This is a genomic window from Rhodanobacter sp. UC4448_H15 (assembly GCF_052978265.1).
The window spans coordinates 1,909,551-1,921,499 of sequence record NZ_CM129665.1; the positions used below are offsets into that span (position 1 = coordinate 1,909,551).

At 68.0% G+C, this 11,949-nt stretch carries 13 protein-coding genes; 2 read left to right on the top strand and 11 right to left on the bottom strand.

Going from position 1 to position 11,949, the window contains the following annotated elements:
• From metX to ccmA, 10 genes are all read right to left on the bottom strand, one after another.
• Complete coding sequence (gene metX / locus ACVCMI_RS08465; RefSeq protein WP_447099147.1) at nucleotides 1–1,125, bottom strand: homoserine O-acetyltransferase MetX; 1,125 nt, start codon at nucleotides 1,123–1,125, stop codon at nucleotides 1–3.
• Between the two features lie 2 nt (nucleotides 1,126–1,127).
• Nucleotides 1,128–2,180, bottom strand: coding sequence for a tetratricopeptide repeat protein (locus ACVCMI_RS08470; RefSeq protein ID WP_447099146.1), 1,053 nt, complete (start codon nucleotides 2,178–2,180; stop codon nucleotides 1,128–1,130).
• Nucleotides 2,177–2,602 (bottom strand): cytochrome c-type biogenesis protein, encoded by a 426-nt coding sequence (locus ACVCMI_RS08475; RefSeq protein ID WP_395121372.1) that lies wholly within the window; start codon nucleotides 2,600–2,602, stop codon nucleotides 2,177–2,179. The genes ACVCMI_RS08470 and ACVCMI_RS08475 overlap by 4 nt, the downstream gene beginning before the upstream one ends.
• Before the next feature lie 56 nt (nucleotides 2,603–2,658).
• A complete protein-coding gene (locus tag ACVCMI_RS08480) occupies nucleotides 2,659–3,201 on the bottom strand; it encodes a DsbE family thiol:disulfide interchange protein (protein WP_447099145.1) in 543 nt (180 codons plus the stop codon).
• On the bottom strand, nucleotides 3,198–5,171 hold the full coding sequence (locus ACVCMI_RS08485) for a heme lyase CcmF/NrfE family subunit (protein WP_447099144.1): 1,974 nt from the start codon (nucleotides 5,169–5,171) through the stop codon (nucleotides 3,198–3,200). The genes ACVCMI_RS08480 and ACVCMI_RS08485 overlap by 4 nt, the downstream gene beginning before the upstream one ends.
• A 125-nt stretch (nucleotides 5,172–5,296) precedes the next feature.
• Nucleotides 5,297–5,749 (bottom strand): cytochrome c maturation protein CcmE, encoded by a 453-nt coding sequence (ccmE, locus tag ACVCMI_RS08490; protein ID WP_447099466.1) that lies wholly within the window; start codon nucleotides 5,747–5,749, stop codon nucleotides 5,297–5,299.
• Nucleotides 5,750–5,771: 22 nt separating this feature from the next.
• A complete protein-coding gene (ccmD, locus tag ACVCMI_RS08495; protein ID WP_395117890.1) occupies nucleotides 5,772–6,008 on the bottom strand; it encodes a heme exporter protein CcmD in 237 nt (78 codons plus the stop codon).
• On the bottom strand, nucleotides 6,005–6,763 hold the full coding sequence (locus tag ACVCMI_RS08500) for a heme ABC transporter permease (protein WP_447099143.1): 759 nt from the start codon (nucleotides 6,761–6,763) through the stop codon (nucleotides 6,005–6,007). Before ACVCMI_RS08500 ends, ccmD begins: the two co-directional genes overlap by 4 nt.
• Nucleotides 6,763–7,449 carry a heme exporter protein CcmB gene (ccmB, locus tag ACVCMI_RS08505; protein WP_447099142.1) on the bottom strand — a complete coding sequence of 229 codons (687 nt, stop codon included), beginning with the start codon at nucleotides 7,447–7,449 and terminating at the stop codon, nucleotides 6,763–6,765. Before ccmB ends, ACVCMI_RS08500 begins: the two co-directional genes overlap by 1 nt.
• An 81-nt stretch (nucleotides 7,450–7,530) precedes the next feature.
• A complete protein-coding gene (gene ccmA / locus ACVCMI_RS08510; RefSeq protein WP_447099141.1) occupies nucleotides 7,531–8,166 on the bottom strand; it encodes a cytochrome c biogenesis heme-transporting ATPase CcmA in 636 nt (211 codons plus the stop codon).
• A 36-nt stretch (nucleotides 8,167–8,202) separates the two neighbouring features.
• Between ccmA and ACVCMI_RS08515 the strand changes: the two genes are divergently transcribed.
• Nucleotides 8,203–9,153: an RNA polymerase sigma factor gene (locus tag ACVCMI_RS08515; protein WP_447099140.1), complete on the top strand. Its 951-nt coding sequence runs from the start codon at nucleotides 8,203–8,205 to the stop codon at nucleotides 9,151–9,153.
• Between the two features lie 267 nt (nucleotides 9,154–9,420).
• On the opposite strand, the gene ACVCMI_RS08520 is transcribed toward ACVCMI_RS08515, so the two are convergent.
• Nucleotides 9,421–11,019: an Ig-like domain-containing protein gene (locus ACVCMI_RS08520; RefSeq protein ID WP_447099139.1), complete on the bottom strand. Its 1,599-nt coding sequence runs from the start codon at nucleotides 11,017–11,019 to the stop codon at nucleotides 9,421–9,423.
• 494 nt (nucleotides 11,020–11,513) lie between these two features.
• On the opposite strand from ACVCMI_RS08520, the gene gspG reads away from it, so the two are divergent.
• Complete coding sequence (gene gspG, locus ACVCMI_RS08525) at nucleotides 11,514–11,948, top strand: type II secretion system major pseudopilin GspG (protein WP_447099138.1); 435 nt, start codon at nucleotides 11,514–11,516, stop codon at nucleotides 11,946–11,948.
• Nucleotide 11,949 lies beyond the last annotated feature (1 nt).

The following is an 11,949-nucleotide window of genomic DNA, read 5'->3' on the forward strand; positions in this document are numbered from 1 at the left end:
CTACCAGCGCGGCGATGGCGCGGCCGCCAGGCGGTTCAGGAATCCGCCGATGGCGGGGCTGTAGTGCTCGATGTCGACCAGGAAGGCATCGTGGCCCTGGGGCGAATCCAGCGCCACGAATTCCACCCTGGCGCCGGCGGCCTGCAGGCCTTCGGCGATCTGCTCCTGCTGCTGCAGCGGAAACAGGATGTCGGTGCTCACGCCGATCACCATGGCCTGTTCGATGCAGATGCGCTTGAGGCCTTCCTGCACGCTGCCGTGGCCGTACTCGGCGATGTCGAACCAGTCGCTGGCGCGCGACAGGTACAGGTAGCAGTTCGGATCGAAGGTACGCACGAAACGCCTGGCGTGGCCTTCGAGATAGGACTCCACCTGGAACTCGCGGCCGAACGGTTCGTCCTCGCGCTGCTCCGGATCGAGCCGGATGCGCGCGAAGCGGCCGTTCCATTCCATCGCGGAGCGGTAGGTGATCACGCCCAGCTTGCGCGCGATGCTCATGCCGATGTCGGGGTAGTTGGCGTCGTCATAGGCGCCTTCGTTCCAGTGCCGGTCGAGGCGGATGGCCTCGCGCTGCAGGGAGCGGATCGCGATGGCGAACGGCTGCGCCTGCGGTGCGGTATCCACGCTGATGTGCGCGCGCACGCTGCCCGGGTGCAACAGCATGTAGGCCAGCGCGCTCATGCCGCCCATCGAGCAGCCGATCAGGCAGGCCAGCTGCGTGATGCCGAGGCTGGCGACCACGGCGTGCGCGGCATTGGCCACGTCTTCCAGCGCCAGCTCGGGAAAGCTCAGCCGATAGGGCTCGCCCGTGGCAGGGTCGAGCGACGCCGGACAGGTGGAGCCCTTGTCGCTGCCCAGCGAGTTCACGCAGATCGCGAACCAGCGATCCGTGTCGATCGCCTTGCCGGGGCCGGCCATGTCCTGCCACCAGCCGGGCGACGGGTCTTCATCGCACGAGGTCATGTGTGCACTGGGCGACAACCCGGTGAGCACCAGCACTGCGTTGTCGCGCGCTGCATTCAGCGTGCCCCAGGTTTCGTAGGCGACGTGCGCGCCGTGCAGTTCGCCGCCGCGCTTCATCGGAAAAGGCGAGGGCAGGCTCAGATAGCGGCGCGCGTCGCCCATGGTCAGTGCACCTTGTCGATCGTGATGGCGACCGGCGTCTTGCGCGCGACGTCGACCACGCCGGCATCGCCTTCGAGGTCGCCGGGCGCGGCGGTGGGCTGGCCGTCGTGGCTGATCCGCGCGCCGACGAAAACCCGTGCCACCGACGACAGCTTGAACGCGGGCGTCATCGCCATGGCGTCGTTGAGAGTGACCGTGGCGGGCAGCTTGACCGGCTCGATCCGGGCCACCGCCAGCGGCATCGGCGGGCCATCCGGCGCGCGCGCGTAGACATAGAGCACGTCGCCCTTGGCCAGCTTGCCCTGCAGCGACGGCGCCAGGGTGACGGTGACCCGCAACGAAGCACCTGCCGGCACAGCCGCTGCGGCGCTGCCGGAGGCACCGGCCGGTGCGCCGCCGGCGCGGGCGTCGGCGATGGCGATCTGTTCGGCGACGGACTTCGCCACGCTGGAGCCGGGTTCGAGCTGCGGTTGCAGCAGGCGCCAGGTGGCGGCAGCGTTGCGGTAGTCGCCGCGCTGGAAGTCGCTGATGCCGAGCAGCCACAGCCCGCGCTGGTTGTCCGGGTGCTGCTTCACCGCACGCTGCAGCAGCTCGCGGGCGCGGCCTTCGATCTGGTGGTCGGCGCGCAGCATCGAATCGCTTTCGGCCCAGCCCACCATCGCCTCGGCGTTGTTGGCATCGAGCTTCAGCACGTGGTCCCACGCATCGCGCGCGTCGCCTGGCTGGCGCATCATCGCGCTGGTCTGTGCCAGCAGCATCCAGCCTTGCTGATCGTCGGGCTGCTGCGCCAGGTGCTCGCGCAGCTGGGCGATCGCCTGCGGCAGGCTGATCGGCGTCTGCGCCTGCGCAGAGACCCCGTTGAGTGCCGCCGGCGTGCCGACCTTGAGGTAGAGCACGCCGGCACCCAGCGGCAGCAGCAGGGCGATGGACAGGCTGAGCACGAACACGCTGCGAGCGCGGCCGGAGCGGCGTCCCTCGCGCACCAGGGGCACCAGCAGGGCAGCCAGCGCCAGCGCGACCATCAGCGCGGCCACCACGATAAAGGCGATTTTCACCAATCTTCCCCGTTGTCGGCGCTGTCGCCGACGGTCTTTGTGTCAACGCCTTCGCGCCTGCGTTTGCGGATCGCCACCAGCACCACGCCGGCGCCGGCCAGCAGAATCGCCAGCGGCCCGAACCAGAGCAGCACGGTGCCCGGCTTCAGCGGCGGGTCGTACAGGATGTAATTCGAATAGCGCGCGACCAGGTACTGCTTGATCTCGTCGTCGCTCTTGCCTTGTTGCATCAGCTTGAAGATCTGGTTGCGCAGGTCGCGGGCGATCGGCGCATTGGAATCGGCCAGCGTCTCGTTCTGGCACATCGGGCAACGCAGCTGGTGGGTGAGATGCTGGAAACGCAGCTCCTGCGCGTGATCCGTGAACGGCATCGGCTCGATCGCCTGCGCGTGGGCGATGCCCGCGCACGTCAGCAGCGCGATGAAGAACGCGAACAGCAACCCGCGGGCTGGCGATGCCCGATTCCCGATGCCCGGTTTCACGGCGTCTCCTTCAGCATCGCGGCGATCGCCGGCTTGACCTTGGTCGCCAGCACGTCCGGGGTGATCGGCCCGATGTGCTTGAAGCGGATCACGCCCTTCGCGTCGACCAGGAAGCTTTCCGGCGCGCCGTAGACGCCGAAGTCGATCGCGGTCTGGCCGGACTCGTCGGCGATCAGCAACGCGTATGGGCTGCCGTGCGCCGCCAGCCAGGCCTTGGCGTCGGCCGGCGCATCCTTGTAGTTGTAGCCGACCAGCTTCACCCCAAGGCTCGGCGCTGCGGCGGTCAGCACGGGGTGTTCCACGCCGCACTCGATGCACCAGCTGGCGAACACGTTGAGTAGGTAGGGCTGGCCGAGCAGGTCGGCCTTGCTCACCGTCTGCGTCGGCTCGTACAGCTTGGGCAGGTTGAACGCGGGCGCGGGCTTGTTCAGCAGCGGCGTGGGGATCGCGTTCGGATCGTGGCGCGTGTTCCACCAGATGCCGAACCCGAACAGGCCCACCAGCAGCATGAAACCGATGAACGGCAGCAGGCGATTCATGCGCGGGTTTCCTGTGGCTGCAGGTCCAGCGAAGCGGTGGCATCAGCCGTGCGCTTGAGACGGAATCGCTTGTCTGCGGCGCAGACGAAACCACCCAGCATCATCAGCAAGCCGCCACCCCAGATCCAGCGCACGAATGGCTTGTAGTAGAGGCGCAGCGCCCACGCGCCTTCGATGTTGCCGGCGTCCATCGGCTCGCCCAGCGCCACGTACAGGTCGCGGAACACGCCGGCGTCGACCGCCGACTCAGTCTGCACCTGACCGCGCGGGTAGGTGCGCTTCTGCGGGTGCATGACCGCAATCTGCTTGTCGTCGCGGGTCACCGTGATCACGCCCTGGTCGGCTTTCCAGTTCGGGCCGGTGGTGCGGTGCACGCCATCGAAGCGGAAATCGTAACCGCTGATGTGCTGCGTTTCGCCCGGCGCCATGCGCACGTCGCGGGTCACGCTGAGCGATTCGGTCAGCAGCACGCCGGCGACGAACACCCCCACGCCAAGATGCGCCAGCAGCATGCCGGCCATCTCGCCCGGATAACGGCGGCCGCGCGGCACGTCGCGCCAGCGCTTGTAGGCATACAGCAGCACGCCCACGCCCAGCCACACCAGCGCCGCGACGCCGACGATCGCCTTGAGCTTGCCGTCGACGAAGAACGCCGCCACGATCGCGCAGGCCGCCGCGGCAACGCCGACGCGCAGCAGGATCTGCTTCAGCAGCGGCGATTCGCCCTTGCCCCAGCGCAGGAACGGCCCGAACGGCATCAGCAGCACGACCGGCAACATCAGCAGGGGGAACAGGAAGCCGAAATACGGCGGGCCGACCGAGATCCGGCCCAGGTTCAGCGCGTCGCCGATCAGCGGGAACAGCGTGCCCAGCAACACCATCGCCGCAGCCACCGCGAACATCAGATTGCCGATCAACAGCACGGTTTCGCGCGACAGCAGCTGGAACGCCTTGCCGCCGGCCACCTTGGGCGCCCGCAACGCGTACAGCAACAGCGAGCCGCCGACCACGATGGTGAGGAAGATCAGGATGAACACGCCGCGGCGCGGATCGGAGGCGAACGCGTGCACCGAGGTCAGCACGCCCGAGCGCACCAGGAAGGTGCCCAGCAGGGACAGCGAGAACGCGAAGATCGAGAGCAGGATCGTCCACGCGCGCAGCGAGCCGCGCTTCTCGGTCACCGCCTGCGCATGGATCAATGCCGCGCCGACCAGCCACGGCATGAAGCTGGCGTTTTCCACCGGGTCCCAGAACCACCAGCCGCCCCAGCCCAGCTCCGCATACGCCCACCAGCTGCCGGCGACGATGCCCAGGGTGAGGAAGGCCCAGGCCACGTTGGTCCACGGTCGCGCCCAGCGCACCCACGCCTGTTCCAGCTCGCCGCCGAGCAGGCCGGCGATGGCAAACGCGAAGGCCACGGAGAAGCCGACGTAGCCGGTGTAGAGCACCGGCGGGTGGAAGGCCATGCCGGGGTCCTGCAGCACCGGGTTGAGATCCGCGCCGTCGCCGGGCATCGGCAGCAGCCGGCCGAACGGGTCGGAGGTAAACACGATGAAGGCGAGAAAGCCCACCGCGATCAATCCCATCACCGCGAGCACGCGCGAGGCGAACACTTCGGGCAGCTTGTAACTGAACGCGGCCAGCGCCACCGTCCACACGTTGAGGATGAAGATCCACAACAGCAGCGAACCCTCGTGCGCGCCCCACACCGCGGCGATGCGGTAGTACCACGGCAGCTCCAGGTTGGAGTTGTCGGCTACGTACTGCACCGAGAAATCGAAATGCAGGAACGCCCAAACCAGGATGCCGAAGGCGAACGCCACGAACACCGCCTGGCCCGCCGCCGCGGGCCGTGCCACCGCCATCAGCGCGCGATTGCCGCGCCACGCTCCGATCAGCGGCAGCACCCCCTGCGCCAGGGCGAGCAGCAGGGCGAGAATCAGTGCAAGTTGGCCGAGTTCGGGGGTCATGGGTTTGAGCCGGGAATAGGGAATAGGGAGTGGGGAATAGGTGAAAGCGAGGCACCACGCAGTTTCGGCGCGTTTCGGTGCAGCAATTGACAGCAGGGAATGGTGTGCACGGCTTTTCCGATTCCCTATTCTCGATTCCCTATTCCCGGCTTCTCGGCATGCGCCTTGGCCATCGCGTCCTTCAGTTCCTTGGGCATGTAGGTTTCGTCGTGCTTGGCCAGCACTTCGGTGGCGACGAAGCGGGCGCCGGCCATGTGGCCGGTGGCAATCACCGACTGGTTGTCGCGGAACAGGTCCGGGAGGATGCCGGTGTACTCCACCGGCATCGCGCCGCCGGCGTCGACCACGGTGAAGGTGACCTTGAGCGAATCGCTGGAGCGCTGGATCGAGCCGGCCTTGACCATGCCGCCGAGGCGAAAGGTCTTGTAGCCGCTGGCCTGGCCGGACTGCACCTGGCTCGGCGTGAGCAGGTAGTTCATGTTGTTCTGCAGCGCCACCACCACCAGCACGGTGGCTAGCGTGGCCGCGGCGAGGATCAGCAAGACGATGATGAGGCGGCGCTTGCGGGTGGGGTTCATGGGCATGGCAGGTCTGTGCCGGTCAGGCGGACGGCGTGGAAGGAGGTGAATGACGTTGCTGACGGGCACTCTGACGGGCCAGTCGCGCGCGAAGTTCCCGCAGCACGCGGTGGCGGCGCAGTCCCGGCGCGAGGCTGTCCGCAACCAGCACGATGAAGAACACCGCGTAGGCTGGCCACACGTAGGCGGCGTAGCCGCCCATCCTGAAGAAGGCGGCGGCCTCGCCGCCCGCGGCGAAAAATTGCTGCAGCGCGCTCATCGGTCGGCCTCCTCTTCGGCAATCTTGCGTACCCAGTCCTTGCCGCCTTCCATGTCCAGCAGGTCGGTGCGCGCACGGCGGAACAGGCTGCCGGCGTAGTAGAACTTGGTCGCCAGGGTCATCGTCAGCAGCGGCCACAGCATGTCCCACGCCATCTTCGACTGGCCGAACACGTTGACCGTGCTGCCCTGGTGCAAGGTGTTCCACCAGTTCACCGAGAAGTGCACGATCGGCACGTTGATGACGCCGATGATGGCCAGGAAGCCGGCGGCGCGCGCGCCCTGGCGGCGATCCTCGAACGCGTGGTACAGGCCGATGACGCCGAGATACAGGAACAGCAGCACCAGCTCGGAGGTCAGCCGCGCGTCCCAGGTCCACCAGGTGCCCCACATCGGCTTGCCCCACAACGAGCCGGTGACCAGGGTGATGAAGGTGAACGCCGCGCCGATCGGCGCCGATTGCATCGCCACCACCTCGGCCAGCTTGATCCGCCACACCAGCGCGACGAACGAGGCCACGCCCATCACCGCGTAGATGAACATGCTCATCCACGCACTGGGCACGTGGATGAAGATGATCCGGTAGGCGTCGCCCTGCTGGTAGTCGGCGGGCGCCAGCACCAGGCCGCCGTACAGCGCGACCGCGCCCAGCAGCAGCGCCAGCGCCATCGCCCACGGCTGCAGCGCGCCGGCGAAGCGGTAGAACGTCGGCGGCGAGCCGAGCTTGTGCAACCAGAGCGGAATCCAGTCAGACATCATGCGTCCAGGGCAATGCGAAGGGCGGCCGCGCAGGCCAGCGGCGCCAGCACCACGGCGAGCACCAGGGCGGCAGCCAGCCAGGCGATCGGTGCCAGCCACGGCAGCCCCTGTTGGGCGGCAGCCACCGCGCCGGCGGCGAAGATCACGGCCGGCACGCACAAAGGCAGCAGCATCAAGGCGAGCAGCATACCAGAGCGCCGCGTGCCGGCCGTCAGCGCCACCAGCACGGCACCGAGCAGGCTGAGCAGCGGCGTGGCCAGCAGCAGCGCCAGCAGCAGTACCGGAATCACCGCGCCGGGCAGGTGCAGCATCGCCGCCAGCAGCGGCGCGATCACGATCAGCGGCAGCGCGGTAGCCAGCCAGTGGGCGAGGATCTTCATGCCCAGCAGCAGCGCCAGCGGCTGCGGGGACAGCACCAGTTGTTCCAGCGAACCGTCCTCGATGTCGCTGGCGAACATCGCATCCAGCGCCAGCAGCATCGCCAGCAACACGGTGACCAGCACCACGCCGCCGGCAATCCGCTGCAGCAGGGTGTCTTCCGGGCCCAGCGCGAACGGAAACAGCGTGGCCACGATCACCGCGTACAGCACCGGCATGGCGATGTCGCCGCGGCGACGCCAGGCGAGCGCGAGATCGCGCCGCAGCATCGCGGCGCAGGCGGTGCCGAGGCCCGGCCGGTTCATCGTCGTGCTCCTCCCTCTGCTTGTCCCAAAGGGATTTCCTTCGGTCGCAGGGGAGCGAGTTCACGCATGGGGTTCCCGGCCTCAATCATGCATGCGAATCCGTCGCGGTTCGCCGCCGTGGAAACTCACGGTGCCGTGGCTGGTGACCATCGCCGCGCCACCGGCGTCGGTGTGGCCTTCCAGCAACTCGTTGACCAGCGCGATGCCGATGCGGTCGAGGTTGGCGTAGGGCTCGTCGAGCAGCCACAGCGTGGCCGGCAGCAGCAGCAGGCGCGCCAGCGCGGCGCGCTTCTTCTGGCCGGCGGACAAGCGCCGCACCGGCTCGTCCTCGTAGCCGCGCAGGCCGATCCGGGCCAGCACGGAGGCAGCGTTGGCGCCCTCGCGGCAGCCATGCAGGCTGGCCGCCACGCGCAGGTTCTCGCGCGGGCTGAAGTCCGCCTTCAATCCCAACTGGTGGCCGAGAAACAGGATGTCGCCGGCGGTGGCGTCGCGCTGCAGCGGCGCGCCGCGCCAGCGCAGTTCCCCTTCGCCGACATGCAGCAGGCCGGCCAGCATGCGCAGCAAGGTGGTCTTGCCGCTGCCGTTGTCGCCCTCGATCAGGGCCAGCTCGCCCGCGTGCAACCGGAAATCCAGCGGTGCGAACACCGGTTCGTCCTGGCGACGAAAACTCAAGCCCCGTGCTTCGAGCAGGGGCGCGGCGGCGGGCGTGGCGGTCATCTCCGTGATTGTCCGCAATGGCGATGGCGCTTGTCCATGCGGCGCACTGCCGCTGTCGCGCGAGTGCCGCAGGCGCGCGTACACCGGGCCGTACCCCGGGCCATGCCGGCGCATGTGCTGCCCGGCCCGGCGGCCCGGAGCGTCGGGCACGCCCGTAGCCGGATCGTGCCGGGCAGGCAGCGGCCCGCGTTCGTGAGCGCCGATGCCGGCCGCCGGTCGATGCCGGAACCCGCAAGCCGCATCTGCATCCAAATAGCCATGCAAGGGTCCTCATCTTCGTCCGCGGATGTCACGCGGATCGACTACGCCGCGCTGAACGACGCCGCGCTGGTCCTGCTTGTGACGCATGGTGACCATGAAGCGTTCCGGTACATCATGCAGCGCTTCGGCCCGCACTTGTACCGGATCGCGCGCGGCGTGCTCGAGGAGGAGACCGAAGCCGAGGACATCGTGCAGGAAGCTTTCGCCAGGGCCTATGACAAATTCGACACGTTCCGCGGCGATGCGCCCCTGCGAACCTGGCTGATCAGCATCCTGCTCAACGAGGCGCGCAGCCGCTTGCGCAGGCGGCGCGCGACGGTCGGGCTTGAGCACGTCGACATGTCGTCGCCGGATCCTTTCTGGGTCAGCCGATCCGGGCTTGGGCGCCATGGTGGCGACCCGGTATCGTTCGCTGCCCGCGCAGAGATCCGTCTCCTGCTGCGGGATGCGATCGACGAGCTGCCCGAGCCCTATCGCACCGTCTTCAGGTTGCGCGAGATCGAAGCGTGCAGCGTCGAGGAAACCGCTGCTCGACTGGCCATCAAGCCGCAGACCGTGAAGACCCGGCTGCACCGCGCGCGCCGGCTGCTGCGCAAGTCGCTGGGCACCACGCTCGGCAACATGCTGGCCGACAGTTTTCCGTTTCTCGGCGTGCGCTGCGCGTGCATGACCGCCGTCGTGATGGCGTGGCTCTCGGCGGAACCAGCTTCCGGCGAGGGCGATTAGCTCCTCCGTGGCCCGGTTGCCGCTGCTTGGTCGCCAGATGCCGGTGCGATCCGCCATCGGCATCACGCCGGCGCAGGGCGCCGACGGGTCACCGCCGGCTTGCCTTGCCCGAATGGCGATCGGGATTGCCTGAAGCGGGCATCCCCCGGCGGCGTCGGGGGATGTCCTCGGGTATCTGGCCAAACCGCGCCGCGGAGCCGGCTTGAACTGCCGGGTCGCGCCCTGCGGATCGTGTCGCATTCGTCCGGTCGGGCGCTCCCGCACGAGCTACAGCGACTTCACGTACTGCGCGACATCGGCTACCTCCGCGCTGCTCAGGCCAAGCGCCTGCTTCGCGTTGTATTTCGCCACGACGTCGTCGAGCGTGGCCGCCGAGCCGTTGTGGAAGTACGGTGGATGCTGCCAGACACCCTTCAGCGGTGCCGTGCGGTACTGCTTGGTCGCCGTGCGCGATGCGTAGCTCGGCACTCCGGGGGCCTCGGGTTCGCTTGCCACGTCGCTTGCCGGGTGCAGGCGTTCGTTGGCGTCGGTGAACTCGGGGCCGCTGTGGCAGGTGATGCATCCTGCCTTGCCCTCGAAAAGGACCTTGCCGCGCGCTGCGGCCGCGGCGTCGAAGCTGCCGGCCGGTGCGGGTGGCGCCGCGATCGACAGCTGATATGCCTGCAGCGCGGGCAGCTTGGCGGTGACCAGGTCGTCGGTGCCGTTGGTGATGTTGATGCCCGTGCCGACGCGCGCATCGGTGAAGTTGCCGTGCCCGCCCATCTGCGTGACGGCGACATACCGGTTCCAGTAAGCCAGATCGTCGCCATCGCCGGTCGCGATGATCTTGTGGATGCCCTGCAGGCCGAAGGCCGGCGAGATCACCTGCGGACCGTTGATGCCATCGATGTTGTAGCGGGGGTCGTACATGCCCGGCCCCCACGAACTGTAGACGGCCTTTTGCGCCTGGGTCAGCGCCGGCGACAGCGAGATGATCAGCCCGGGATTGAGGTCGCGATTGGGCCAGCCATCCAGGCGCTTGCCGATACCCGGCGCAAACGAGTTGTCGACCGTGGAATGGCACAACGCACAGGTGATTCCGACGCGGGTCAGCGTGCTCTTGCCGTTGACGGTTTCCACGGTGCCCTTGATGCCCACCACCGCATCGAGGCTGATCAGCGCAAGCGTGGTGTCGGGACTGGTCAGGCTGATGCTGCCGTCCTGGATGCCTGCCACGACGGACGGAGGAAGCGCCTCCGCGTCCACTTTCAGGCCGACGGCCAACGCCGTCTTCGGATCGACGGCTGCAGCGATGACGTCGTTCATGTGCAGTGTGTCGGTCCACGTCGTCTCGTCGCCGAACGTGTCGAAGCGGAAGATCTGCTTGCCCTGGTCCAGGAACGCCGTGTCGGTCACGGTCGAGAATGTCCACACGTAATTCGTCGCCAACGCGGCGCCGTTGGTGCCCTTGACGCCGGTCGTGATGGTCGCGGTGCAGGTGACGTTCGCCGCCATGGGTTCGGCCACCTCCGACTGCGGCGGGTTGGTCGGCGATTCGGTGATGCGCACGAACGTGGCTTTCCTCGTCGCCGCATCGTAGGTGACGGACCCGAAGGCAGCCGCGCCGGCCGGGCAGTTCACGTTGAAGGTGGCGTTCTTCAGCGTTGCCGGGTCGATCGCCTGGTCGAACGTGGCGCTGACTTCCGCCGTGTTCAGCACGCCCGTCGCGGCATTGGCCGGGGTGGTGGACACCACGGTCGGGGCCGGGACCGGAGGCGGCGTGGCCGCCTGGCCGTGGGGACTGGAGCCGCCGCATCCGGTGAGGCCGACGACAAGTGCGACAGGCAGCGCCGTCGGCAACCATTTCTTGTGCATGAATCTGCTCATCTGCATTCCCTCTTCATTGGATGCACCCAGTCAGGACAAAAACACTCCGCGCAGCGGTTTCCAGCGGCCGCAGCAACCCATGCCGCCCGCATCGGCCGGCACCATGAAACTGTCTCTGCGTATCGACGAATCCGCGCAGGTCCATCGCTGCGCGGTACCCGCATTGCATCGCGTCGACGCCGGGGAACCAGTCCCCGCTCACCAACCGACGCAGCGGCACGAAGAAGGTTCCCGTCGACGCACGGGACGACGAAAGAGGCATTGCGATCGGCGAACGGGTTTGCCTGCCGCACCGACGATGCGCATGCGCGTCATGCGGAACCTGCGGGCCGCTGCTTGCATCACAACGGAGACTTCAGCGCATCTTCGGGCCGATGTGCCCGCCGAACGCGTCGCGCCTGTGCTGGAGCCGTCTTGCCTTGCCGCCGTGCGCACGCGCAGTGCGGCCGGACATCCGAGCCGCAAGCTCTCTGCACATCCGAGGTGGCGCCACCATGCCGACACGTGTTTCGTCCCAACGCGGTTTCACCCTGCTTGAACTGATGGTGGTCGTGGTGATCCTCGGCATCCTCGCTGCGCTGGTCGTGCCGAAGGTGATGAGCCGGCCGGACGAGGCGCGCGTGACCGCATCGCGGCAGGACATCGCCAGCCTGATGCAGGCCCTGCAGCTCTACCGTCTGGACAACCGGCGCTACCCGACCACCGAACAGGGACTGCAGGCGCTGGTGTCCCGGCCTGACTCCGGGCCGATCCCGTCGAACTGGAAGCCCGAGGGGTACGTCGGGCGCCTGCCGAAAGACCCCTGGGGCCATCCCTACCAGTACCTGAACCCGGGCCTGCACGGGGAGGTGGATGTCTACGGTTTGGGGGCCGACGGTGCACCCGGCGGCGAGGGCAACGATGCCGACATCGGTTCGTGGACGCTGTGAC

Excerpts from the sequence above, each read along its gene's own strand:
- ccmB (WP_447099142.1), bottom strand. The coding sequence starts at position 7,449 with ATGAACCGGCCGGGCCTCGGCACCGCCTGCGCCGCGATGCTGCGGCGC.
- ccmD (WP_395117890.1), bottom strand. The coding sequence starts at position 6,008 with ATGAGCGCGCTGCAGCAATTTTTCGCCGCGGGCGGCGAGGCCGCCGCC.
- ACVCMI_RS08485 (WP_447099144.1), bottom strand. The coding sequence starts at position 5,171 with ATGACCCCCGAACTCGGCCAACTTGCACTGATTCTCGCCCTGCTGCTC.
- ACVCMI_RS08500 (WP_447099143.1), bottom strand. The coding sequence starts at position 6,763 with ATGTCTGACTGGATTCCGCTCTGGTTGCACAAGCTCGGCTCGCCGCCG.
- gspG (WP_447099138.1), top strand. The coding sequence starts at position 11,514 with ATGCCGACACGTGTTTCGTCCCAACGCGGTTTCACCCTGCTTGAACTG.
- metX (WP_447099147.1), bottom strand. The coding sequence starts at position 1,125 with ATGGGCGACGCGCGCCGCTATCTGAGCCTGCCCTCGCCTTTTCCGATG.
- ACVCMI_RS08515 (WP_447099140.1), top strand. The coding sequence starts at position 8,203 with ATGCGGCGCACTGCCGCTGTCGCGCGAGTGCCGCAGGCGCGCGTACAC.
- ACVCMI_RS08520 (WP_447099139.1), bottom strand. The coding sequence starts at position 11,019 with ATGAGCAGATTCATGCACAAGAAATGGTTGCCGACGGCGCTGCCTGTC.
- ccmE (WP_447099466.1), bottom strand. The coding sequence starts at position 5,749 with ATGAACCCCACCCGCAAGCGCCGCCTCATCATCGTCTTGCTGATCCTC.
- ACVCMI_RS08480 (WP_447099145.1), bottom strand. The coding sequence starts at position 3,201 with ATGAATCGCCTGCTGCCGTTCATCGGTTTCATGCTGCTGGTGGGCCTG.
- ccmA (WP_447099141.1), bottom strand. The coding sequence starts at position 8,166 with ATGACCGCCACGCCCGCCGCCGCGCCCCTGCTCGAAGCACGGGGCTTG.